Origin of the sequence: Nostoc piscinale CENA21 (assembly GCF_001298445.1) — a bacterium.
In the GTDB taxonomy this organism is placed as follows: Bacteria; Cyanobacteriota; Cyanobacteriia; order Cyanobacteriales; family Nostocaceae; genus Nostoc_B; species Nostoc_B piscinale_A.
This window is the reverse complement of record NZ_CP012036.1, coordinates 1,909,977-1,934,121: the sequence shown is the minus strand read 5'-3', so window position 1 is coordinate 1,934,121 and position 24,145 is coordinate 1,909,977. Positions and strand designations below refer to the sequence as shown.

The following is a 24,145-nucleotide window of genomic DNA, read 5'->3' as shown; positions in this document are numbered from 1 at the left end:
AATAGAGACTCTGCGATTACATGGTTTCAGTAAGTTCCGCTTGTAATGACCTTTCACTTTTAATTTGAGCTACTTACTACAACCATTTTACTTTCAAATGTTCGCATTTATTGATTTTTAATTTCAAATGAATTAATCATTTTTTCAACCAATGGCAAATATCGATTATATTCTTTTTGTTCTGCTATATAAGTAATATAGTAAGCATTGCCTTCTCTGACTGTTCCAATTTCTAGAACTTGAAATTGACATTGATATTCTTGACGGGAATAAGTTAATCTGTAGGCATTGTATTGAGATAATGTAGTTGTTGAGTTGGTTGTATCAGTAATTTTTGTCTGAGAAGAATCTTGCTTAATTCGTTCTAAAATTATGTTTTTATATTCATTGAGAGATAAGACTTGTGATAATTCGGTTTTATTGACAGTAACTTCTGGGTTACAAGAATTTTCTTGTTGTAGATTTTGGGGGATTAATTGAATTAATTCACCACCAAAATCACCTGGCTTTTTGGTTATCCAGTTGTCTGGATATTTAATTTTGATATCAGATTGAGAATATTCGTTAGTTAAAGGCTGAGGTTGGGGGCGAATAGTTGAAAATCCTAGCCATAGAATGGCAGAGGTGATAGTTGCAAATATTCCCACACCCAGCCATTTTTTCTGTGAAATTTTTCTGCTTGGTGGCGTAGGCTGTGTTATGTCGGGAGGTAAAATAAGTGCATTCACCGCTTGTAGTGCTTCTGCTGCTGATGGATAACGCTGGTTGTAGTCGCGACGCACCATTTTGTCTATGATGTTAGCTAATTCTGGGCTAACTTGAGCGCGATCGCGCCAAACAATTTCCCCATTGTGTGGAGTAAAAATTGCTGAATTAGGGGGAAAAATCCCCGTTAAAGCTTGAATAGCAATTACACCAACTGCATATATATCACTGCTTAATACTGGATGACCATAACATTGTTCAATAGGTGCATAACCCTTACTACCTATAATAGTGGCGGAATTTAGCTGTCCTTGAAGATTAGCTATTTGAGTAGTGAGTTCTTTAACTGCACCAAAATCAATCAAGAAAATTTTATTATCAGATGCACGTCTTAAGATATTTGAAGGTTTGATATCCCGATGAATTAAATAACGTTTGTGAACAAAACTTAATACTTCTAAAATATCGTGTAAAAGTTGAATTACATCAGTTTCACTCAGTTGTTTACCATATACTAATTCCTGAGACAGATCATGACCTTGAATATATTCTTGTACCAAATAAAATTCTTGATTTTCTGTCAAGTAAGCAAGAATGCGAGGAATTTGTTGGTGATTTATTAACTCTTGTAGCTTTTGTAGTTGCTCTGCTTCCCGTTCAAATAATCTTTTTCCAACTTCCCAATTATCTGGATTTTGAGGTTTAAACTGCTTGACAACACATAAAGGATTTCCAGGTAATTGTCTGTCAACAGCTTTGAAAGTAATCCCAAATCCCCCTTGTCCAAGTTTTTCAACAATTTGGTAACGTCCACCAATCAGATTTTGCGATGTCATACCAGTTGCTTATTTACCTTATGTTCTTTTTATACTATTGCTCAACAGGATTACTATTGAGATTACAAAGAATTACTAAATTATATTTCGTAGGATTTAGCTGACAAAATTATGTCTTACATCCCAGAAAATGCGCTGATTGTGCAGAGCGATCGCACTATTCTTTTAGAGGTACATTCTCCCACAGCCGCGAAAGCCAGAGAAGCGATCGCACATTTCGCCGAACTAATCAAAAGTCCCGAACATATCCACACTTACCTGAGGTATTTATGAACAGCAAACCTAATTATAAAGCAATGTCTCCAGAGGAATTAAGGAAGTATATTTTAGAACATCGTGATGATGATGATGCTATACACGAAGCTGTTTTACGCATTCAACAAGACGGCACAACAGTAAATACTGATGAGTTTATTGAAATAGTAAAACAACGCTTAGAAATTCAACAATGAGTCAATCATACCTGTTTGCTAGAGTAATTGTTGGGTTCCACTTCGTTTCACCCAACCTTGTTTATATTAGTGGAATGCAAAATAAAAAACCTCCACAAATAGCACGGACAATATCATTTATTTCTCGTTTCCAGGCATTTTTATACTGCTTTTTTCCCACTACTAATACTTACCTAATTATTTTGTTGTTAGATTTATATGTGTTGTCATATTTCTCATAAACTAGAGATTCTCCGCATCTATCTTAGGTTACGCTAAATCAATTTCACGCCTTCATGATGAAGCAACCAACGCTTGCGTTCTAAACCTCCTGCATAACCAGTCAGTGCAGCATTCGCCCCTACAACTCGATGACAAGGAAGCACAATTGCAATGGGATTAAGTGAACTCGCCATCCCAACAGCGCGATAGGCTGTCGGCTTACCAATTCTTGCGGCTAACTCAGCATAAGCAATAGTTGTACCCCAAGGAATCGTTAGCAATGCAAGCCACACTTGCTGCTGAAACACAGTCCCACCAGTGTTGAGGGGAATATTATTTAAACTGGTGAGATCGCCTGCAAAATAAGCTTGAATTTTATTACTAATACCTTGGGGATTTTTTATATATTCAAAATTAAAGTTCCCATAACGCTTGTGCAGTAACTTCAGCATTCTTGACTCATAATCTGCAAAGTCCAGAGCGCAGAGTTTTTCACCATCAGTCACAATTAAAATTGTGCCGATTTCTGAATTGATTTTATCAATGAGTAATTTCATAATGTAATGCTGATTTTCAAAATTTCATCTTGTTGTATGATTCCAGCTATCAAAAGGCTCATATCCCTGACTTATTGAAGAATTCGGGGATATTTTTGTTGATAAAATCTACAATATACTCAAGTATGACAACAGAGTAAAATTCTGCAATGAAGACGCTGGCTAAATGGTCTGTTGATGATTACCATTGTATGATTCAAGCAGGAATTCTGCGCGATCGCCATGTGGAGTTACTGGCGGGTGAAATTGTTGAAATGAGCCCAGAAACACCAATTCATTATAGTACTGCCAAAAGAGGAGCGAAATACTTAGAAAACTTATTGACAGGTCAAGCTGATATCCGTTTCAACGGCCCAATTACCTTATCTAACTCAGAACCTGAACCGGATATTGCAATTGTGCGATTACCAGAGTCTAACTATAGCGATCGCCATCCTGCACCTGATGATATTTTTTTTTATTATAGAAGTCGCTCATACTAGTTTAAAGAAAGACTTGGAACTTAAAACATCAATTTATGCAGATGCTAATATTCCAGAATATTGGATTTTAAGCTTGTCAACCAAGGAAATAGTTGTTTTCCGCTATCCTCAAAACGGTCAGTATACTTCAGTAGAAACTATTGCGGAAGGAATAATTACGCCATTAGCATTTCCTGATATTCAAGTATCAGTTAAACAGCTTTTGGGCTAAATTTTGTCCACGATAGTAGTCATGTTTAATATGTGAATAAAAGAGATAAGATGACTTCCTGAAGGTGAAGACAAGAATTTATAAGAGTTTGAGAGAGTTTATACATAAGTCCTAAACGCTTAGAGATTCACAAATGATTAATCTACAAAGTGTAAGTAAAATCATTGACTAACATCCCAGGAACTAAACTACCGCCTAATTTACGGTTTTCATAAGTGTCAACTTCGGGAATAAATTCTTGGAAATTAGTGAAATCAACTAAATTTTCTCCCCAAAAACGATAGAGGCTTTCGTCAAAGCGGAGATTTTCGATAGGTGCAACGATTTCACCTTTTTCTACCCAAAAACAGGCGTAACGGGTCATACCTGTAATTCTACCCGTGGGGCGATCGCTCCAATTTAAATAATGCAAATTTGAGACGTATAACCCTGTATCTAAGTTGGATAAAATCTGCTCAAATTTTAAGTTTCCTGGACTGATTTCTGGTGTGCGTAAGGTTTCCGAACGGTTAGCACCATTCGCATCTTTTTGATATTCTTTGGCAGTCCGCGAGTTAACTAAGCTATTTACTAATACACCATTTTCAATGATTGCTAACTCTGGTGCTGCCATTTCACCTAGTTCATTAAAGCGCGGTACTAAGCCTAATTGGAAGTTTTCTTTTAAACTAAATTTGGCAGATAACTGTTTTTCTTTGCGAGATAAAGCGGCTAAAGCACTATTTCCTTGTTGGATATCTGCTTCACTTACAGCACCCCAAGAAAGCATTTGTAATAAATCAGCTACAGCCGCAGGTGCAAAATAAGTTTTATACTGACCTCTAGGTAATTCTTTGGCTGGATGCGACAGCAAATTTAGTTGTTTTTTGGCTTCGTTGATTTTTGCGGCGTAACTTGCTACATCCCAATTGCTGCCTGCAAATGTCCCTTTCACGGCTTTACCCGAACTAATAAACAAGGAATAATCTAAGGTAAAAGTATCAGTAGCAAACCAATGTTTTTGTCCGCTCGAATCACCATAGGCTTTAATTACTATACCCCCTGCATAAATGCCTGTAAAATCGAGTGCTGCTACTTCGGCTAAGATGCTAGAAACTACGTCATCTTGCGCTAATACATTACTATGATGAACTTCTCTACTCGTATTATTGCCGGAAGGCAAAACTAAATAAGGGTCAATTGGTAATATCGTTATTTCATCGCGTAATTCTTGTAAGGCTTGATGCGCCTTTTGCCAATCTTTTTCCCAATTTCCGGTAAAGGGAAACTGTCTAGAACTACTGCGTTGCTCTGCCATTAAAGTTAGTTCAATCGACCCATCAGCTACACAGCCAGTTTGTCTAACTTTCGCATGATTAAACCGCGTAAATTGACTTTGTTCACTGCTGAGTTTGAGGGTAAATTCCTCATGCTCTAATTTTTTGATGAGCAGAGTTTCTAACAACTGATTAAAGCTAGATTCTAAAGCAGTTAATTCTTGTTTCATTGGTATGACACACTCGACAAGGAAGATGAGATGGAAGCAAGGGCGATAATAAATAACTCAGCACTCAGCACTCAGTACTCAGTACTCAGCACTTTTTTCAACTCCCTCCCCCAAAGACTTCAACATTAGCAAATACACAAACGGGTGAACCATGTCCTACCCAAATTGCTTGATTTGGTTCGCCTTTACCGCAGTATGGAGTGCCGTACATTTGCCAGCTATCTTGATTACCGATTTTGATTAAGCTGCGCCAAAATTCTGGGGTTGTAGCTCGATAGTTGGGGTTGCGGAGAGTTTTTGTGAGTTTGCCATTCTCAATTAATTTGGCATATTCGCAGCCAAATTGGAATTTATAACGGCGATCGTCAATTGACCAAGAACGATTTGACTCCATGTAAACGCCATGTTCTATGTCGCCGATGATTTCTGCAAAGGAGGCGTTTCCTGGCTCTAGGTTTAAGTTAGCCATGCGGTCAATTGCTGGTCGATTCCAGGAACAAGCACGGGCGCAAGCTACTCCAGGCACTCCGGCTCTGGCTTGACTTTCTAAACTGCCTAAACCCCTTTGTAATACGCCTTCTTTAATCACATATTCCCTTGTGGCGACTGCGCCAGTATCATCAAAAGCATAGCTGGCATATTCACCCGGTACTGTGGGATCAAAGGTAATATTCATTAATGGTGAACCGTAGATTAGCTGTCCAAAGTCTTCGGTTGTGACAAAGCTACCGCCAGCATAGTTGCGCTCATCGCCTAAAATCCGGTCGATTTCTAGGGGATGCCCGACGCTTTCATGAATTTGCAGCATCATTTGGTCTGGGGCTAAGACCAAGTTAGTGCAGGTATTTGGGCATTCCTCGGCGGTTAACAGTTCTAGGGCTTGTTCTCCTACTTGCTGTACCCGTTGCCATAAATTTTCTTGTTTTAAAACTTCCCATCCACCTTGATAGCAGTGAGCTTGCCAACCGTTGTTGGTACGTTGTTGGACAATTGCGCCATCTTGAGCGATCGCACCATAATTAGTCCCCAAGGAGATAAACTTTTGATATACTTCGGAACCGTTGCTGCTGACAAACCAGCTTTCTCTCTCGCTTGTATTGATGCTGGCTGTGGTTTGCACAATTTTGTCATGTACTTTTAGTGTCCGGCACATCCGCACCAGTAAATCATTAATTTCTCCCGGACTCAGCGCGTCTAAGGGTTCCAAAAATGGTGAGTTGTATTCACCAACAACTTTCGGACGTTCGGTTTCTTTAAATGGATATATCAACCATTTACTAGCCGCAAGTGCTTGTTTATAAGCGATTTCCGCAGCAGATTCTAAAGATTCTAGTTGTAATGAGTTGGTAGCCGCATAACCAAGACAGCCATTCACTAAAACTTCGATCATGGCTCCCTCGGTGGTAGATTTACCGTTAGCTTGGGGAATACCATCGCGCACATAACGATTTGCGGCTGTTTCTCGGACGACTCTGATCCCAATCCAATCAGCCGGAATATGAAAACTAGCGATCGCTTTTGTTAGTTCAGACCACATAATAATTGAAAGGTAAATTTCCTGATTTTATGATTGACAATTTCGTTTTTTTATGAGTGTTTTTTCTTTTTCACTAATTCTGTATTAGCTATCAACTAACCAGATATTAGACAAGTTCTGTAATATACTCTGCTTTTATCGACAGCCTACAAAATTTTATGTTTTTTAACAAAATTGGTTGTATTTGATACTAATTTGTATCCTTTAACTTTTATCCTAATCGATGTAAATTATCAGACATGACTTGGTTTTTCAAGACTGTTCTGACCACCCAGTCTTAAAGTTAAATTTAGTGCAATAATGCAGAAACCAGCAATTAATCAAGAAACTGGGAAATTCCAGAAAAAATTGTTTGGTAAGTAATGTCATGAAAACATAACCTTAGGCAAAAACATAAGTTTTTGGTGATGAAAGTTTACCAAAAGAATAGCTTTTGTCTTTGAGTTTTTGTCCTCAACAAATTGCAATGTGAAGTTGACAAAAATCGAAATACAGTAATTATCAAACAGAATTCAGGAGTCAGAATTAATAATTCAGAATTGAATTCTGTGTAAAGATGACTAGATAGATTGCTATCTAATTACTAAGTTGGTGTAAGGGGTGTAAGGGTTTTTCCTGAATACAACCCTAACACTGAAAGCTACTCACACCCCAGGTAGAGACGTTGTATACAACGTCTCTAATTGTTTGGCTTGGTATAGCAGTTAAAACATCAATGATGACTAGTCCCTACTCAGAACTCAGCACTCAAATTAACTCCTATGCCAGCGTGTACCTTCAGGACTATCAATTAAGGTAATACCTTTGGCTTGTAGTTCATTGCGTATACGGTCTGCTTCGGCAAAATTCCGGGCTTTTCTGGCGGCTTGGCGTTGCTGAATTAAATCCTCAATTTCCGCATCACTTAAACCATCATTTACAGGAGTTTCGGCTTCTGGCTGGGCGGTTAAACCTAAAACCTCTGCTAAAGTGACGAGTGTTTGCCATTGTTTTTGCAGTTCCTCTGCGGGTGTGTCAGTTTTGCCTTCATGAACGATGATATTTCCTTCACGGCGGAGTTCTTTGGCTAATTCAAACAACACCGATACCCCACCAGGGAAATTAAAGTCATCGTTGACAGCTTCTTTGAAACGTTCAACAAATTCAGGGAGTGGGGAAGAATTTACTTCCCAGCCGAGTTGTTTGGCGTATTGATGACCAAACAGTAAACCTTCTTTTAGGGTGTGCCAACCGTTGGTGGCGGCGGCGATCGCATCATCGGTAAAATCAAGAGGCTTACGATATTGCGCCATTAGGACAAACAAGCGTAATGCCATTGGGTCAACGCCACGATCAAGTAAGTCGCGGATGGTGGTAAAGTTGCCCAAAGACTTGGACATTTTCTCACCGTCCACCTTTACCATACCGTTGTGTAACCAGTAATTTGCTAAAGGTTTACCTGTGACGGCTTCCGATTGAGCAATTTCATTTTCGTGGTGGGGGAAAATTAAGTCAGCACCACCAGCATGAATATCTATTGTCTCACCCAAGCGATCGCGCACCATCGCCGAGCATTCAATATGCCATCCCGGACGACCAGCACCCCAAGGTGATTCCCAAGCGGGTTCGCCGGGTTTCGCCGCTTTCCACAAAGCAAAATCAAAGGGGTCTTTTTTCTTTTGATATTCTGGGTCTTCTATATTAACGCGATCGCTTGCTCCAGCCTGCATATCTTCCAACTTACGACCAGAAAGCTTACCATACTCACCAAACTGGCGCACAGCATAGTAAACATCCCCATCAGAAGGGTAAGCAAAACCTTTATTTTCCAACTCGTGAATCAATCGCTGAATCCCGTTCATTGTATGTGTGGCGCGGGGATATTCATCAGCTTCTTTAATTCCCAGCCGTGCCATATCTTCAAAATAAGCCTTGATGAAACGTTCAGCTACAGCCTCCATTGAAGAGTGTTCTTGTCGTGCGCGGTTGAGAATTTTGTCATCAACATCAGTAAAATTCTGCACATAGCGCACTTCATAACCGATAAACTGGAGATAGCGGCGCACAACATCCCAAACAATGCAAGCTCTAGCATGACCCAAATGACAGTAGTCATAAACCGTCACGCCGCAGTAATACATCTTAACCTTGCCTGGTTCGACTGTTTCAAACGGTTCTTGACGACGGGTGAGGGTATTGTAAACAGTTAGGGTCATAACAGAGTAATGCGGCAATAGAGGGATACGCAATAATAGGGTTAAACAACTGGTAAGTTTATCCAGCATCCCTATGCTAGTGTTTTCTGGACTATCTGCGCTACCCTTTGTAAATGTAATAGAAATTATGAGTCAAAAGAGTTTGGATAAGCGGGAATAAGGGTGTGAGGATTTTAAACACCTACACCCTTATTCCCTTACACCCAACCCAACGGGTAGCCGCAACTTAAAGAAGTTTTCTATTTTTTGATTTGTTTGATAACCGCGTTATGCAATCAGCAGTGAATTCTGAATCTCAATCAATGGATGCGCCAAAACAAGGTTTACCAGTCACAATTATTACTGGATTTCTTGGTAGCGGCAAAACGACCTTACTAAATCATATTCTTACAAACCAACAAGGTTTAAAAACTGCCGTGTTGGTGAATGAATTTGGTGAAATTGGCATTGACAACGAGTTAATTATTGCCACCGATGATAATAACAATATGGTGGAGTTAAGTAACGGTTGTATCTGCTGCACCATTAATAATGATTTAGTGGATGCCGTTTATAAAGTATTAGAACGGGAAGAAAAACTAGATTATCTAGTAGTAGAAACCACCGGACTAGCAGATCCGCTACCAGTTGCCTTAACATTTTTAGGTACAGAACTGCGAGATTTAACTCGTCTAGATTCGATTATCACTGTCGTAGATGCAGCGAATTACAGCTTAGATTTATTCAACTCCCAAGCAGCTTACAGCCAAATTGCTTACGGCGATGTGATTTTGTTGAATAAAACAGATTTGGTTGATGAAGCAACTTTGACTCAGTTAGAGCAGAAAATCAACGAAGTCAAAGAAGGTGCGAGAATTTTGCGTACCCAGCGATCGCAAGTACCACTCGCTTTAATTCTCAGTGTAGGATTATTTGAGTCTGATAAGTATTTTGATACCGTTGATGAGCATGATCATCATGATCATGACCATCACGACCACGACCACGACCATTCAACCTGCGGTCACGACCACCACGACCATGACCACGACCATTCAACCTGCGGTCACGACCACCACGACCACGACCATCATCACCACCATCATTCCGACCACTTAGAAAATGATGGCTTCACTTCCATATCCTTCCAAAGCGACAAGCCATTTTCTATTAGGAAGTTCCAATATTTCCTAGATAACCAACTACCCACCAACATTTTCCGCGCTAAGGGTGTGATGTGGTTTGACGAAAGTCCCAAACGCCACATTTTCCACCTCTGCGGTAAACGCTTCACCTTAGATGATGATGAGTGGAAAGGCGAACCCAAAAACCAGCTTGTGCTAATTGGTCAAAATCTCGACCGCGAGACTTTAATTGCACAAATAGAAAACTGCGTTTGTCTACCTTCTGTCAGTCGTGGTAAAGGCTTCAAAAAGTAAAAAGTTAAAAGTCAAAAGTCAAAAACATTTCTTTTTACTTTTTCCCTTTTACTTTTTACTTTATTTATGCGCGTTATCATCCAGCGAGTGAAATCATCTCAAGTAACCGTTAACGGTGAAATCATTGGCAAAATCGGCCGAGGCTTAAACCTACTTGTAGGTATTGCTGATACAGATACAGATGCAGAACTCGACTGGATGGCGCGTAAATGCTTAGAATTGCGGCTGTTTCCCGATGATGAAGGTGGAGACAGATGGCAAAAAACTGTACAGGAAATTCATGGTGAGTTGTTGGTTGTAAGTCAATTCACCCTTTATGGTGACTGTCGCAAAGGTCGCCGTCCGTCTTTTGACCGTTCTGCATCACCTCAAACCGCAGAAGATTTATACAACAGCTTTGTTAACAAGTTACGCGCCAGTGGTTTAAGTGTCGAAACAGGCAAATTTGGCGCAATGATGCAAGTTTCCATCGAAAACGACGGCCCAGTGACTTTATTATTAGAACGGGAAGCAACGTAAAGAGGCAGGAGGCAGATGGCAGGAGGGACAAGATTGAAATTCAAACTTGTCCAATATGAGGGTACATATTAGGAGTATGGAGAATTTTAAAGCAGTTACGATATTAAGTCCGATAATACCATTTCACGAAAAATTTGATACAGATGTAAACCCTAAAAGCTTTGCTGTATCTAAGTTTTTTAATTGCGTTAGCGTAGCGGTAGCGAGCCTGCGAGCGTCATTGCGAATTGCGAATTGTGAATTGGTATAACAGCCTTAGAATTAGGACTAACCTAGAATTAAGACTAAAGCCCATTGTATAAATAAAGCCTTCTTCCCTTCTGCCTCCTGCCTCCTGCCTTTTTAAATAGACTACTGAGTTCTAAATGATGAGAGAATATTAAATCAATGATCACAAAACTTTAAATTCTTTCATCATGGCAAAAATCCAGTTTTCTAGAGGTGTTAACGAAGAAGTAGTACCAGATGTACGTTTAACGCGATCGCGTACTGGTGATACTGGTACAGCAACCTTTATTTTTACAAATCCCACAATTTTAGAGCAAGGCAATACAGATGAAGTCACTGGGATGTATCTGCTTGACGAAGAAGGCGAAATCGTTACCCGCGAAGTTAAGGTAAAATTCATCAACGGTAGAGCAGAAGCATTAGAAGCTGTTTACATTATGAAATCTTCTGACGAGTGGGATCGCTTTATGCGCTTTATGGAGCGATATGCTGAAGAAAATGGTTTGGGATTGAGTAAATCTTAAGCAACCGACTGAAGTGTGAAGTATGAAGTGTGTAGGCACCCTTTGGGTTACTTCCCGTTCGCGTAGCGTCTCCTTTTGGGAGAAGGGTAGTGTGAAGTCTGAAATAAACGCTTTAGCCTTCATTCTTCATCTTTTTTTACTAGTGAAACTCATTCAAAATGTCAACTCGGATGATCCAAACACCCCATCCAGATACAGCAGCAATGACGATAACTTGCGCTATAGTTACCGTCAGCGATACACGCACCCCAGAAACAGACAAAAGTGGACAACTAATCAAGCAATTATTGTTAGGTGCAAATCATAATATTGCAGCCTATGCAATTATCAAAGATGAACCAACACAGATTCAAGAACAAATAGAATCGCTGGGTAAAAATGCTAATTTAGACGCAATAATTTTTAATGGTGGTACAGGTATTGCACCGAGAGATACCACTTATGACGCTATTGAACAATTATTAGAAAAAACTCTACCAGGATTCGGAGAGATATTTAGATTTTTAAGTTATCAAGAAATTGGTTCCCGTGCGATCGCATCTCGCGCCGTCGCTGGTATTTACCAAAATAAATTAATCTTCTCTCTACCTGGTTCTAGTAATGCGGTGCGGCTAGGTCTGGAAAAATTGATATTACCTGAAATCGTTCATTTAGTCAGCCAGATGCGGAAATAGGGACTTATACAAATTTAAGTAGACTATCTTTTTTTTATACGAAATCGTAGAATTTTACTGTGTAGCATATTGCGGTGTGTATAACGCGACTCTGGAGCTTAAGATGACAGAAAAACCTACGATTCAATTTTTTTAGGCGATCGCAGCAATGGCTAAGAAGATAGCACTACTAATTGGAGTCAGTCAGTACGGCGAAGGTATCCCTTCCCTCTCAGCAGCACTCAATGATGTAGCAGCTATGGAGCGAGTTTTGCAAAACCCCAACCTGGGAGGTTTTGAGCAAGTTGAACGGCTGCTGAATCCTGATGCGATCGCTATGCGAACAGCAATTGAAAAGCTGTTTAAAGAAGCGAGTAGAGATGACTTAGTATTATTCTTCTTTTCTGGTCATGGTATTACTAATGATGAAGGTCATCTCTATTTAACAACTCGAAATACAGTTAAAGATTATTTTAAATCTACTTCTGTAGACGCAAATTTTATCCAACAAGAATCAAAAAAATTGCCGTGCTAAACGGCAAGTTCTCATTTTAGATGCTTGCTACAGTGGTGCTTTTGCCCAAGGTTGGCGAGCAAAAAGTGTTGGTGTGGATCTCAAACAGCAGCTAGGCGCAGAAGGGCGAGTTGTTCTCACATCTTCCAGCGCAACTCAAAAATCTTTTGAACAAGAAGGTTCAATACTGTCGCTTTACACTCAATATTTAGTAGAGGGAATTGAAACTGGCGCAGCAGATAAAGACAACAGTGGTTCTATCTTTATCCATGAACTGCATGATTATGCCAAGGCAAAAGTTCAAGCAGCCAAGCCGAACATGACACCAAGCATCATTCTGGATAGGGAAGGCTTTAATATTATCATTGCCAATGCACCAAAGAGTTCAGAGGCAGAGTATCGCAAGCTTGTTGAAAAATATGCTCAAAATGGTGTGCTTAGTGAATTTGCCTACCTAGTCTTAAAACCAAAACGCAAAACATTTGGAATTACAGATGAAACAGCCGAGCAAATAGAAACCGAAGTTTTAGAGCCGTTTCGTAGGCGTGTAGCAAATATCGAACTTTACAAACAAGCTTTTGCCAAGGCTGTTGAGCAAAAATATCCCCTGGATGAACATATTGTAAAGATACTGAAAGATTACCAGCAGGATATTTTAGGATTAAGGGATGAGGATGTAGTGCCGATTGAGTTAGAAATTACATCTGTTAAAGAAATAGAATATCAAAAACATATTGAGCAGATACAGAAACAAGAAGAACAAGCAAAAAAAGAATTTGTTGATGCTTTTCTTAAAGAAGTAGAAGAATCGGAGAAGCTGCAACAACAAAATGAATTAGCCTCTGATAGAGGTGTAGACTATGGGCGGTTGCGTGATTTCCTCAAAGCTGGACAATGGAAAGAAGCAGATGAAGAAACTCTAAAATTAATGCTAAAAGTTGTTGGTAGAGAACAAGAAGGCTGGCTTGATACTGGCTCAAGCGACAAATTTCCCTGCACTGATTTACGCACCATTGACAAACTGTGGGTAAAATACAGCAATGGGCGTTTTGGATTTAGTGTGCAGAAAAAAAATCTGGCTAGAAGTTGGGAAAAAATGGGTTGCTTTCTGCGATCGTGTGGGATGGCAGGTATCCACACAATGGTATTTTGGGGGATGGGTAAAAGAAAAAAGTATAAAATACAGCTTAACATCTCCTGAAGGACACTTGCCAGGAACCTGTAAAACCAGATCAATAGAAGAAACTCAACAATTGCGAGGTATCTTATCTCGCGTCCAGACTTGTAAACTGTAAAATATAAGGGCTTACACAAAATTGTCAAGATTTCCAAATAGGTCATTTCCTACGAAGTCTTGCAGTCTCTCCGTTTCCGATACCTAACACGGCGTTTTGCAACCAAAATATAGTACGTAGTGAAATTCCCATATCTGCCAAGAACTTCATAACTATTGGTTACGCACTTTTGAAGGGATAAACTTGCTCTTGAGTCAACCATGCTGCGTAAAGTAGAGATTCACGGATATCCTCTGGTTCTAAATCTGGATATTCTTCTAAAATTTCTTCTAAAGGTTTGCCATTAGCTACTAAATTAACAACAAGAGAAACCGGAATCCGCATACCACGAATACAAGCTTGTCCTGCCATAATGTTACGGTCAAATGTAATTCTGCTCAGATTTAACATAAAATTACTTACATTCTTTCTAATGGCATTTCTTTAATTAAATATAACTTCTATAGGGCATTTCCAAAGGAGAGCCAAACAAATCTCTTCCCTGCTCTTACCACAAAATGACTTGTTCAGCAAAGCATAACTAGTACAATCGGCGAAAATCAAGCACCCATTATAAATGCTCACTAGAAAGGTTTATCCACTTCAGACTTCATGCTTTTTGTACTAGTTAATCAGATAACTCCGCCAAACAGGTTGAGATTCTTTACTAGTTTTATCGGGTAGCAATAAGCGCCAAGTTTTACCTTCTTGTTGAATTTGCAAGTAAAGCTCAAAAGGCTGTTGCAGTTGCTTCAACTGTCGCTGTGGTAGGTTGATAATTAAATCGTATTTTCCTTTGATGCGGAAAGCCGGTAAATTTTTAATTGTCAGTGGCTTTTCTTCTGCAATTTTGAGCTGCTTAATTTCAAATCCCTGAAAATCTATATCTAATTTCTGGCTGAGGTCTTTTTTTGGTTTGCTCTAGCTCAAGTGCGATCGCTTTTTCTACTAACTCGCTAGTAGGCAGCAGTCCAATAGTACCACAAGCCGTTAACAACACCAACAAAACCATTGCAACAAACAATCGCACCATCACCATCTTTAGATATTCTACTCTTCAGGGCTAGTATAGCGGCATATATCTAAGATTTCGCTATTTACCATGTTAAATAGCGTGAATGTATTCAATTTTACCTGTCTAGCTAATGATGGCATTGAACTTATAACTAAAGTCAGACATCCTCTTAGCATTAATTCAATATCTTGATGAAGAGTCTTATCCAGCTTTGGATTCTGAGATATCTTCATCTAAACTCATCATAACTTTATAGATTTGTACATTTTTTCGAGCTTATTTAGGATAAGCATTTTCAGGGTAATTTGTATCTACCTCGAATATAGTAACTAATACACTCTTACAGATAGCTATATTTTGGAGCAATCACATTGATTCTTATATCTGGGTTATCTGTAATTTTCATGCCATCAATTAACTAGAAAATATATGCACTTGCTATTACCAAAATTCCAAAAAAGAATTCTAAAAAAAAATTTATCAATTTCCTCTAGTTAGATATAAAAATGATATCGCTTATCAAGAGGCAGTCAATCAACATCAACCCAACTTACCTGCAATTTCAAAAGATGATTTAGAATTAGTTGAAAAAATTCATCATGAAGGTGTTGCAATTACTTCGTTAGATGCTTTAGGAATTACACCTAATAATCCAATTCTGCAAACAGCAAAACATTTAGCTTCTCAAATCAAACCCGATATTAATAATGTTCATAATCAATATGTTATTCATGCTAGTCCACAACAAATAATGCAACATCACGAAATTTTTTTTATGGGGATTAGAACAACGTTTACTTAATATTATCGAACATTATCTTGGTTTACCAGTAGCCTATCACGGTACATATTTTCGCAGAGATATAGCCAACAAATTAGAACAAGGTTCTCGACGCTGGCATCTAGATCCCGAAGACCGCAAAGTATTGAAAATTATCATTTATGTTAATGATGTTTCTGAGAGCCAAGGGCCTTTTCAATATATACCCATATCTTTTACAGAAAATATAGTTCAATATTTGAAATATAACTACGGCTATATTTCAAATCAAACGATGCAAGGAATTATTTCACCAGATAATTATAAATCTTGTATAGGAAGTGCTGGTACAGTCATTTTTGCAGGGACAGGTAGCATTTTCCATCGAGGTAAACCGCCAGAAACTTCCGATAGATTTACGATATTCTTTGATTACACTTCTCGCAGAAAACGAGAGCTATTTTACATTAATAATACTTTGCCACATCAAGATTTACTGCAACTCTCGCAAAACCTGAATATGCGACAAAAACAATCTCTATTTTGGCAAGATTACTTATCTTAGATTACTGCCTTTTAGTGATCACATTCCTAATGCCACTTTTAGAACCCATATTATCACCTTGATAACGAGGTATGATATGAATACTGGCGTGCATAATATTTTGTCCAGCTTCTCGGTTAATATTCATACCTACATTAAAACCATCAGGTGTAAATTCTGTTTTGAGCATCTCTTGAACCTTGTTCACCATCCACCAACAAGCAGATTGTTCTTTAAAGGGTAGTTCAAAATAATTACTTACATGGCGTTTGGGAATAACTAAAACATGACCTTTGCTTACAGGATAACCATCGAATATTGCATAAGCTGTTGCTGATTCTGTTAATAGGTTTAAATTTTTATAGGGATTGCAGAATATACAATTATTCGATGAATTTCTTTGGTAGTTGTAGTGGTTATATTTATATATTTCTCGGCTTTCATCTAAATAAATAGAATGAAACGGTAGCTTAACTATACATTGATATGTTGGTTTTTTATGAACATAATGTTCTCTAAAGCCTTGTTTTTTAATATCTCGTCTGACGACATAATAAGCTTTACCACCTGGCTTTAACAGATGAGATACTTCCATTAAAACATTAGCTTGTTCTTCCGCAAACAAGACATTTAACACATAAAAACAAATTATTGTGTCAAATTTTCCATAAGGGTAATCAGGCAAATAATAAGGATCATATCCTGTAATATCAAAACCTTGTTCGCGTAACAATTTCACATCGTTACCAAAACCACAACCAAAATCTAGTATTTTCCCTCGTAGTAGCTTTTGATTTAAGAGAAATTTTGCTGGAAATGACAGGTATGTTCTTTCTATGGCTGTGAGATGACTAAATTGATTCTTTTGCTGCTGCATGAAATGACGATTTTTAGGTCATCCCTGTCTTAACACAACTAATATCATTTTGTGTTTTGAAGTAGTTTATTTGTTGGGTTTTACTACCCTGCGGGAAGCCACCCTTCAGGTGTCTACGTTTCACCCAACCTACTTATTTTCAATAATCTTAGATAAACAATAAAAAAGGATATGTATAGTAAAGTAATTTTACTATACATATCCTCTACTTTGCTTTATTTACTTAATAGCTAAAAGTTCTGAGACTACTGCATGTGCTAATACAACACTTGGTTCACTTTGAAGAGCAGCATAGTATTTTCTGGCAAACTCATTACCAACCTCAGAAGGTACAATTAAACTGCGAGCATTGGCAATTAAATTCTGCACATCTTCTAATGATATGGGTTGATCAGATGTTAGAGTTTCATCAATCTGCACGACTAATTCAGAAATTCGATGTAGCCAAGCAAATTGCTCATGTGCAATTACAAGTTGAAAGAGTTCACTAGTTGATACTCTGCCATGAATTTGCTCATAGTTAATGCGTTCTGTATCTAGTAACATCCGGTGAAGATGGAGTAATTTATTTCGCAAATCACGCAGATATTGATGTTGGTTGATTCGTTCGAGAAGTGTGTTTACTGTCAATTTAATCTATCCTCTTGTTAAGATATTTTAAGGAGCTAAAGTACTAGAGCCGCAGTTTGAGAATAGGTATAAAAGTTAAGATGAGTCAGATAGCTAGACGTAGACAGCAATCATACTAGTTTTGTGAATTTAGAAGTTAGTTTCTGCAAGCTGTCATGGAATTTACACTACTAGATATATTTCATATATGGTTAATCATAGATCAAATACCTGAAGCATAACAAATAGAGCTTACACTACTTTTATTTCGGGAAACCCTCGGTAGATTAAATAGGACGGTTTTTTGTCAAGCTTGCAAATGAATATGGGAATAATCGAGCCTTACAGTAGCGGGTTTTTAGAAATTTTACCAGAGGGTGAATGCAGCGACTATTGGTTGATTGCAGGGATACACATCAATGGCGAAGTTTTCTGTCCGAGTCCAAGGCTGTATCGTTCTGAACAGGTAGCACTAGCAAGAGCCGCACAACTGTATGATTGGATAGTTGACCACAAGCAGCAAATCGTTGCAGGAGATTACTTTTGTTCACAGTTGAATTTATCTTTGTGGTATCAACCAAAAGTATCGTAATGTTTGCTGAAGTTTGATGGCAATATCTATTATGGCAGGAGGCAGGAAGTAAGAGTCGACTATACTCGACGTTCGTGCTTTTTAAATATCCTCACCTATACTTCGACTGCATTATCGCTGAGATAATTCTATGAAATTGGCGAGTTTATAGACTACTCTCGCACCTACGTTGCCATCCCACTCTGCATCACCCACTTCACAAACATCAAAGCCAATAATTTTTCTACCGCTATTGACTAGTTCACGCAATATACAGAATGCTTGTTCTAATTCCAACCCACCAGCCACAGGTGTACCTGTGTTGGGGCAAAGTTTTGGATCTAAACCATCGATATCAAAGCTAATGTAGACATATTCTGGCAAATGGTTGATAATTTCGCGGCATATTTCTATCCAGGTGATGCCAGCATAAAGTTTTTGCTTGATGGCTGGGTCATAATAGGCAACTATACGACCATGAGATTGATCAATCATTTGCACTTCATCATGACTGATATCACGTAAACCTACCTGGACTAATTTAGAGATTTGCGGTAGTTTCACAGCGTTAAACATGATGGAAGCATGAGAAAATTCAAATCCTTCATAGGCATCGCGTAAGTCTGCATGTGCGTCAATGTGCAGAATGCCGTAGTCAGAATATTTAGTTGCCAGTGCTTGAAGAAAACCTAATGGAGAACTGTGATCTCCACCAATAACTGCAACTTGCTTACCCTGATTGATGGCTGCTTGAGACTGGGTAAATAACCACTGATTTACTTGTAAAGAAGCCTGATTAATTTCTGTGAGGATGGGAGTTAAATCGGGTACGTCTGTGAGGGGTTTACCTTCTGCCAGCCTTTCGATGATTTGGGCGGCTAGGGTGCGATAGTAATTATTTTTTTCTAAAATATCTTGAGGAATTTCAACCAAGAAAATTCCCTGTTTCCAGCCATCTGGGTTATCAAAGTCAAATAAATCTAGTTGTGTTGAAGCATCGAGGATTCTTTGGGGGCCGTTGGCTGTACCTGCACCATAAGAAACGGTGACTTCCCAAGGTACGGCAAAGACAATTAAGTTGGCTGACTCATAATCAAAGGGCAAACCAAAGAGGTTGCCGTTAATTTCACCGACACCACTGGGATTATAGTCTGGGAGTTGGTTTGTCATCGATCGCCTGCGAGATTTACCTGGGTTGTCTGTATGTATTTTAGCGATCGCTTTCAATCATTCACCATTTTCTCCTGGCGAAATTCCTAAAACTTTTGTAATTTCAGCGATTAACACACCAGCTTCAACAGGTTTAGGAACATAGCCTTGAAAACCAGATAACAATGCTATATTGTAACTTTCTTCCGCAGTCAGAGAAGTTAAAGCGATCGCAGGTGTATGCCGTTTTTGCCAGAGTAACATTTGTCTGGCTTTGCGAATTAAAGAATATCCATCTACTTTGGGCATCATAATATCAAAAATGAAAATATCAAATCTCTGATTTTTGATTAACTTGAGTGCTTCTAAAGCTGATGTTGCTGTTGTGACTTGCATACCATAAGTTTCTAAAATAAAAGTTGTCAAAATCAAACTATCGTCGCTATCATCTACTACAAGAATTTGCAACCCGTCTAAAGATTGGTTATTGTTTATCTCGTCTTGGAGATGTGAATCTTCGTAATTATTTGTCATGATTAGCTGTGCCTCCCTAGTTGGCCTGATCAATTACGGAGGATTTCCCAGTAGTAGTCAGCCGCAAACTGACACTACTGGGCAACTTTAATCAAGCTACCATGACATCACAGCACAAACCAAGATAGTCTGCACTTCTGAGTTTTGTATTCTGAATACTGACGATTATTTTTGGATTAAGACAAAGAATATCCTGTGGTATTTTTTACAAACTGCAAAACTTTCTGATAAGAATCTGGGTTATTGGAGGGGTTGATCACGATCGGGATAGTGCCATCTGGCAGCCAAAAAGTTATCCTGCCATTGGGTTCTTGACAGAAAGAACTAATACAATGCAGGTTAACGACATATTCATTTTTGCCGTCGATAATTTTTACCCAGTGACCACTGTCTACTTCGACATCGGTAACTTGTTCGAGATATTTGAGAACTTTTTGATAATCTTCTAAATTGTTTTGAGGATTAATGACAATTGGAATGGCGCTATCAGGCAACCAAAAAGTAACTCGGCCGTTCTTTTCATAGCAAAAAGCATTTACACGGTCAAAATTAATCACATATTCTTTCCTCTCGTAAAAGATTTTCATCCAGTACGGCACAACATCTCCTTAAGTCCAATGTGGAAAAATGATGCTAACCCTGTATAACAAAATATCTCTGTCCTAAGTCAATGTTGGTTTGGGTAAATTCAAAACTCAAGTTTGAGTTAAGAAACTTCTACAGGTGTTTGTAGATTAGTATTGGGGTAGTTAAGAGCGATCGCAGCCTGCATAAATCCCTCAAATAAAGGATGAGGATTGCTAGGACGCGATTGAAACTCTGGGTGAAATTGACAAGCGATAAAGAACGGATGATTGGGAAATTCGACAATTTCCACTAAGCGGCCATCGGGAGAAGTACCACTAATCACATAGCCAGATTCTAACAGCAGCTTACGATAAGCATTGTTGAATTCATATCTATGTCGGTGCCGTTCATAAATCACATCATCTTGATAAAGCTTTGCAGCTAAAGTATTGGGCAGAATTTGGCAAGGATATAGACCCAAGCGCATTGTCCCGCCTAAATCAACTACGTCCTGCTGTTCTGGCAAGAGGTTAATGACTGGATTAGTCGTATCAGGGTCAAATTCAGCACTGTTAGCATCTGAAAAACCACCGATGTTTCTAGCCCATTCAATGACAGCACATTGCATTCCTAAGCATAAACCCAAAAATGGGATATGGCGATCGCGGGCATACTTGATAGCAGCAATTTTACCATCTACTCCCCGCGTTCCAAAACCACCAGGGACTAGTACACCGTCCACGCCTTCCAAATAATTTTCGGCTGGTTCCGTTTCTAAGATTTCTGAGTTTATCCATCGCAGGCGCAAATCAGCATGGGTGGCGATAGCTGCATGGCGTAACGCTTCTACCACTGACAAATAAGCATCACTTAACCGCACATATTTACCCACAATGGCAATTTCTAAAGTCCGCTTTGGACTATATAGCCGTTCTACCATTGTCCGCCACTGAGTTAAATCAGGTATGCGTTGTTCCATTTGCAGTAGTGCTAATGCTTGTTCTGCCAAGCCTTCCCGTTCTAAAATCAGTGGCACTTCATAGATACTCAAAGCATCTTGGGAAGTAATCACACATTTTTCTGGTACATCACAGAACTCAGATAATTTTTGCTTTAATCCTGCGGGGATCGGGCGATCGCTCCGACAAACTAAAATATCTGGTTGAATGCCAATGGATCTCAATTCCTTCACAGAATGCTGTGTTGGCTTGGTTTTCATTTCCCCAGCCGAAGCAATGTAAGGCAATAAAGTGACGTGCATATACAACACATTCTGCCGTCCCACTTGCTTCCGCAACTGGCGAATTGCTTCCATAAACGGCAGAGATTCAATATCTCCTACCGTACCACCAATTTCCGTAATTAATACATCAGGGTTAGTGTCTTTAGCAACCAATGTAATCCGGTCTTTAATTTCGTTGGTAATATGGGGAATTACCTGGACTGTGCCGCCATTGTAGTCACCGCGTCGTTCTCTATTAATTACTGCTTGGTAAATTGAGCCTGTCGTCACACTGTTGAGACGTGACATTAAAGTATCGGTGAAGCGTTCGTAATGACCCAAATCTAAATCTGTTTCCGCCCCATCTTGGGTAACAAAAACTTCCCCGTGCTGAAAAGGACTCATCGTACCGGGATCGATATTAATATAGGGGTCTAATTTTAAGATTGACACCGAATAATCCCGTGATTTAAGCAAACGTCCTAGACTTGCTGCTACAATTCCCTTGCCGATACTGGAAACTACACCTCCAGTTACGAAGATAAACTTAGTCATAGTAATTTTGTATTTCTCTCTTGCGCCTTCTCAAAATACATCCCGTAATTGTGCCACAGGCACTGTCGTGAAATCTTCTGTGATTTGTTGTGAAAAAATTTATTGCATTAGTCTTATTCGGTTTAATTGCTACCTCCTCTGTTGCATTAGCAGATTCATCTCTTATTGTTGTTTTTCCACCACCTAACCACCAAACCAGTACGGAAAAAATATTTTTTTTGGGTACAGCCCCAAATAATGGACAAGTACTAATTAATGGTAAGGTAATTAACCGCAGTCAATCCGGGCATTTTGCTCCGAGTTTCCCGTTACAGTTGGGAGAAAATCTTTTTACAGTCCGTCACAACAATCAAACTGTTCAGATTAAAGTGACAAGGCAGGTAACTGCGCCTGTTGTCCCACAAGGCTTAGAATTTGCTCCAGGTTCTCTGACTCCACCAGGGGATATTGCTAGACTACCAGGGGAACTAATTTGTTTTAGTGCTGTTGCCCCATCTAATGCTAACGTCTCTGTAAACCTCGCTAATCAAACTATTGCCTTAGCACCACAACCCCAACAAGTACAACTACCTAGTAATTTGGCAGCACTTACGGGCAGAAACCAACCTACTTCTCAGCCAATTGCTGGTAAGTATGCAGGTTGCACTACGGTGCAGAAACCTGATTCTGAATCTTTCAGCCTACTTTACGGTAACAACATCATTTCTGGTGCTGTTGTCCGAGATGCTAATCAAGAGATAGATTTAGGTCAACCTCAGTTTAAACTGACGCTGAATGGTCAGACAATTACTCAACCAGGAACTGGCAAAATAGCCATTCTCTCCCCAGCACAGTTACCTGTGGCTGAAGTGATAGTAGATGCAGGTGTAGCCCGCACTGGTCCCAGTACCGATTATTCTCGCCTGACACCACTACCAAAAGGAACACAAGCTACAGTTACAGGTAAAGAAGGTGAGTGGTTGCGCTTAGACTACGGTGCTTGGATTAATAGCAAGGAGACTCGCATTTTACCGGGTGCAATTCCGCCACGCACAATTATTCGGAGTGTCGGATATCGTAGGCTGATTGATGCTACAGAGATAGTTTTTCCCTTACAATTTCCTGTACCTGTGAGCGTGCAGCAAAGTGATCAGACTTTGACTCTGATACTTTACAATACCACTGCCCAAACAGATATTGTTCGTTTAGATGATGACCCTGTGATTTCTCGCCTTGATTGGCAACAGCTGATTCCGGGACAGGTACAGTACACCTTTAACCTCAAACAATCGCAACAGTGGGGATATCAACTGAGATATGAAGGTACGACCCTGGTTTTAGGTTTACGCCATCCGCCTGCCGTTGAAAATCGGCGACGCAAGCCTTTATCTGGTATCAAGATTCTACTTGATCCAGGACATGGTGGTAAAGAATCTGGTGCATCTGGCCCGACAGGATATCTGGAAAAAGATGTGAATTTGGCGGTAGGGAAGTTGCTGCGCGAGAATTTGCTCGAACTTGGTGCAACAGTGGTGATGACAAGAGATGTTGACAAAGATGTATCTTTACCAGAGCGTCAAGCAATTATCACTCAAGAAAAACCTGCGATCGCACTTTCTATTCATTACAACTCTTTACCCGATGACGGTGACGCAGAAAATACCAAAGGAGTTGGGATGTTTTGGTATCATCCCCAAGCTCATAACCTAGCAGTATTCATGCACAACTATCTAGTTAAAAAACTCAATAGACCTTCTTACGGAGTGTTTTGGAATAACTTGGCCTTAACTCGACCAGCCGCCGCACCATCAATACTCATGGAATTAGGTTTTATGAGTAATCCCAATGAATTTGAATGGGTGACAAATCCGCAAGAACAGGAAAAATTAACCAAAGTTTTATCCGAGGGAATTGTTGAATGGTTTAAGAGTGTTAAACAGAAATAGGACTTACACACCAAGATTTGTTGTA

General features: G+C 39.3%; 26 protein-coding genes and 1 pseudogene. 14 read left to right on the top strand and 13 right to left on the bottom strand.

Annotated features, from left to right (window positions below; all coding sequences use genetic code 11):
- Positions 1 to 107 precede the first annotated feature (107 nt).
- On the bottom strand, positions 108 to 1,541 hold the full coding sequence (locus tag ACX27_RS08460; protein ID WP_062290880.1) for a serine/threonine-protein kinase: 1,434 nt from the start codon (positions 1,539 to 1,541) through the stop codon (positions 108 to 110).
- A gap of 111 nt (positions 1,542 to 1,652) precedes the next feature.
- Between ACX27_RS08460 and ACX27_RS30755 the strand changes: the two genes are divergently transcribed.
- Positions 1,653 to 1,814 carry a helicase-associated domain-containing protein gene (locus tag ACX27_RS30755; RefSeq protein ID WP_235526556.1) on the top strand — a complete coding sequence of 54 codons (162 nt, stop codon included), beginning with the start codon at positions 1,653 to 1,655 and terminating at the stop codon, positions 1,812 to 1,814.
- Positions 1,811 to 1,993 (top strand): DUF6887 family protein, encoded by a 183-nt coding sequence (locus ACX27_RS08455; RefSeq protein ID WP_062290878.1) that lies wholly within the window; start codon positions 1,811 to 1,813, stop codon positions 1,991 to 1,993. The genes ACX27_RS30755 and ACX27_RS08455 overlap by 4 nt, the downstream gene beginning before the upstream one ends.
- Positions 1,994 to 2,247: 254 nt before the next feature.
- Here the strand turns inward: ACX27_RS08455 and ACX27_RS08450 are convergent, their stop codons facing one another.
- The gene (locus tag ACX27_RS08450; RefSeq protein ID WP_062290874.1) at positions 2,248 to 2,751 is read right to left on the bottom strand and encodes a methylated-DNA--[protein]-cysteine S-methyltransferase; all 504 of its coding nucleotides are present in this window, start codon (positions 2,749 to 2,751) and stop codon (positions 2,248 to 2,250) included.
- Between the two features lie 149 nt (positions 2,752 to 2,900).
- On the opposite strand from ACX27_RS08450, the gene ACX27_RS35200 reads away from it, so the two are divergent.
- Positions 2,901 to 3,233, top strand: a complete 333-nt coding sequence (locus tag ACX27_RS35200; RefSeq protein ID WP_335337772.1) for a Uma2 family endonuclease — start codon at positions 2,901 to 2,903, stop codon at positions 3,231 to 3,233.
- Positions 3,234 to 3,246: 13 nt separating this feature from the next.
- The gene (locus ACX27_RS35195) at positions 3,247 to 3,444 is read left to right on the top strand and encodes a Uma2 family endonuclease (RefSeq protein WP_335337771.1); all 198 of its coding nucleotides are present in this window, start codon (positions 3,247 to 3,249) and stop codon (positions 3,442 to 3,444) included.
- A gap of 142 nt (positions 3,445 to 3,586) precedes the next feature.
- Here ACX27_RS35195 and ACX27_RS08440 read toward each other — a convergent pair whose 3' ends face one another.
- The 3 genes from ACX27_RS08440 to cysS all read right to left on the bottom strand — a co-directional run bounded on the left by ACX27_RS08440 (position 3,587) and on the right by cysS (position 8,662).
- A complete protein-coding gene (locus tag ACX27_RS08440) occupies positions 3,587 to 4,930 on the bottom strand; it encodes a TldD/PmbA family protein (RefSeq protein WP_062290871.1) in 1,344 nt (447 codons plus the stop codon).
- A 97-nt stretch (positions 4,931 to 5,027) separates the two neighbouring features.
- Positions 5,028 to 6,467: a TldD/PmbA family protein gene (locus tag ACX27_RS08435; protein ID WP_062290868.1), complete on the bottom strand. Its 1,440-nt coding sequence runs from the start codon at positions 6,465 to 6,467 to the stop codon at positions 5,028 to 5,030.
- A 752-nt stretch (positions 6,468 to 7,219) separates the two neighbouring features.
- Positions 7,220 to 8,662, bottom strand: a complete 1,443-nt coding sequence (gene cysS, locus ACX27_RS08430; RefSeq protein ID WP_062298229.1) for a cysteine--tRNA ligase — start codon at positions 8,660 to 8,662, stop codon at positions 7,220 to 7,222.
- 269 nt (positions 8,663 to 8,931) lie between these two features.
- Between cysS and ACX27_RS08425 the strand changes: the two genes are divergently transcribed.
- The 7 genes from ACX27_RS08425 to ACX27_RS33515 all read left to right on the top strand — a co-directional run bounded on the left by ACX27_RS08425 (position 8,932) and on the right by ACX27_RS33515 (position 13,813).
- Positions 8,932 to 10,080 carry a CobW family GTP-binding protein gene (locus tag ACX27_RS08425; protein WP_062298227.1) on the top strand — a complete coding sequence of 383 codons (1,149 nt, stop codon included), beginning with the start codon at positions 8,932 to 8,934 and terminating at the stop codon, positions 10,078 to 10,080.
- Positions 10,081 to 10,146: 66 nt separating this feature from the next.
- Entirely contained in the window at positions 10,147 to 10,599 is a 453-nt protein-coding gene (dtd, locus tag ACX27_RS08420; RefSeq protein ID WP_062290864.1) for a D-aminoacyl-tRNA deacylase, read from the top strand.
- Between the two features lie 416 nt (positions 10,600 to 11,015).
- The gene (psb28, locus tag ACX27_RS08415) at positions 11,016 to 11,351 is read left to right on the top strand and encodes a photosystem II reaction center protein Psb28 (RefSeq protein ID WP_062290862.1); all 336 of its coding nucleotides are present in this window, start codon (positions 11,016 to 11,018) and stop codon (positions 11,349 to 11,351) included.
- Positions 11,352 to 11,521: 170 nt separating this feature from the next.
- Positions 11,522 to 12,025, top strand: a complete 504-nt coding sequence (locus ACX27_RS08410) for a MogA/MoaB family molybdenum cofactor biosynthesis protein (RefSeq protein WP_062290859.1) — start codon at positions 11,522 to 11,524, stop codon at positions 12,023 to 12,025.
- 148 nt (positions 12,026 to 12,173) lie between these two features.
- On the top strand, positions 12,174 to 12,539 hold the full coding sequence (locus ACX27_RS34620; RefSeq protein WP_250635695.1) for a caspase family protein: 366 nt from the start codon (positions 12,174 to 12,176) through the stop codon (positions 12,537 to 12,539).
- A gap of 73 nt (positions 12,540 to 12,612) precedes the next feature.
- Positions 12,613 to 13,719: a GUN4 domain-containing protein gene (locus ACX27_RS33520; RefSeq protein ID WP_335337770.1), complete on the top strand. Its 1,107-nt coding sequence runs from the start codon at positions 12,613 to 12,615 to the stop codon at positions 13,717 to 13,719.
- Entirely contained in the window at positions 13,637 to 13,813 is a 177-nt protein-coding gene (locus tag ACX27_RS33515; RefSeq protein WP_235526555.1) for a hypothetical protein, read from the top strand. The genes ACX27_RS33520 and ACX27_RS33515 overlap by 83 nt, the downstream gene beginning before the upstream one ends.
- Positions 13,814 to 13,972: 159 nt before the next feature.
- Here ACX27_RS33515 and ACX27_RS08400 read toward each other — a convergent pair whose 3' ends face one another.
- On the bottom strand, positions 13,973 to 14,203 hold the full coding sequence (locus tag ACX27_RS08400; RefSeq protein WP_062290857.1) for a DUF433 domain-containing protein: 231 nt from the start codon (positions 14,201 to 14,203) through the stop codon (positions 13,973 to 13,975).
- Positions 14,204 to 14,416: 213 nt separating this feature from the next.
- A pseudogene (locus ACX27_RS08395) lies at positions 14,417 to 14,825 on the bottom strand (hypothetical protein).
- Positions 14,826 to 15,733: 908 nt separating this feature from the next.
- Between ACX27_RS08395 and ACX27_RS35190 the strand changes: the two are divergent.
- Positions 15,734 to 16,132, top strand: a complete 399-nt coding sequence (locus ACX27_RS35190) for a hypothetical protein (protein WP_335337769.1) — start codon at positions 15,734 to 15,736, stop codon at positions 16,130 to 16,132.
- Between the two features lies 1 nt (position 16,133).
- On the opposite strand, the gene ACX27_RS08385 is transcribed toward ACX27_RS35190, so the two are convergent.
- A complete protein-coding gene (locus ACX27_RS08385; protein WP_062290854.1) occupies positions 16,134 to 16,988 on the bottom strand; it encodes an HIT family protein in 855 nt (284 codons plus the stop codon).
- Between the two features lie 219 nt (positions 16,989 to 17,207).
- Positions 17,208 to 17,618, bottom strand: a complete 411-nt coding sequence (locus ACX27_RS08380; protein ID WP_235526554.1) for a hypothetical protein — start codon at positions 17,616 to 17,618, stop codon at positions 17,208 to 17,210.
- Positions 17,619 to 17,916: 298 nt separating this feature from the next.
- Here ACX27_RS08380 and ACX27_RS08375 point away from each other — a divergent pair, with 298 nt between their 5' ends.
- Positions 17,917 to 18,189, top strand: a complete 273-nt coding sequence (locus tag ACX27_RS08375; RefSeq protein ID WP_062290848.1) for a hypothetical protein — start codon at positions 17,917 to 17,919, stop codon at positions 18,187 to 18,189.
- A gap of 111 nt (positions 18,190 to 18,300) precedes the next feature.
- On the opposite strand, the gene speB is transcribed toward ACX27_RS08375, so the two are convergent.
- The 4 genes from speB to ACX27_RS08355 all read right to left on the bottom strand — a co-directional run bounded on the left by speB (position 18,301) and on the right by ACX27_RS08355 (position 22,195).
- A complete protein-coding gene (gene speB / locus ACX27_RS08370; protein ID WP_062290845.1) occupies positions 18,301 to 19,338 on the bottom strand; it encodes an agmatinase SpeB in 1,038 nt (345 codons plus the stop codon).
- A 57-nt stretch (positions 19,339 to 19,395) separates the two neighbouring features.
- Entirely contained in the window at positions 19,396 to 19,851 is a 456-nt protein-coding gene (locus tag ACX27_RS08365) for a response regulator (RefSeq protein WP_062290842.1), read from the bottom strand.
- Between the two features lie 176 nt (positions 19,852 to 20,027).
- Positions 20,028 to 20,450: a hypothetical protein gene (locus ACX27_RS08360; RefSeq protein ID WP_062290840.1), complete on the bottom strand. Its 423-nt coding sequence runs from the start codon at positions 20,448 to 20,450 to the stop codon at positions 20,028 to 20,030.
- Positions 20,451 to 20,557: 107 nt separating this feature from the next.
- Positions 20,558 to 22,195 (bottom strand): CTP synthase, encoded by a 1,638-nt coding sequence (locus tag ACX27_RS08355; protein WP_062290834.1) that lies wholly within the window; start codon positions 22,193 to 22,195, stop codon positions 20,558 to 20,560.
- Positions 22,196 to 22,284: 89 nt separating this feature from the next.
- On the opposite strand from ACX27_RS08355, the gene ACX27_RS08350 reads away from it, so the two are divergent.
- The gene (locus tag ACX27_RS08350; protein ID WP_062290832.1) at positions 22,285 to 24,120 is read left to right on the top strand and encodes an N-acetylmuramoyl-L-alanine amidase; all 1,836 of its coding nucleotides are present in this window, start codon (positions 22,285 to 22,287) and stop codon (positions 24,118 to 24,120) included.
- Positions 24,121 to 24,145 lie beyond the last annotated feature (25 nt).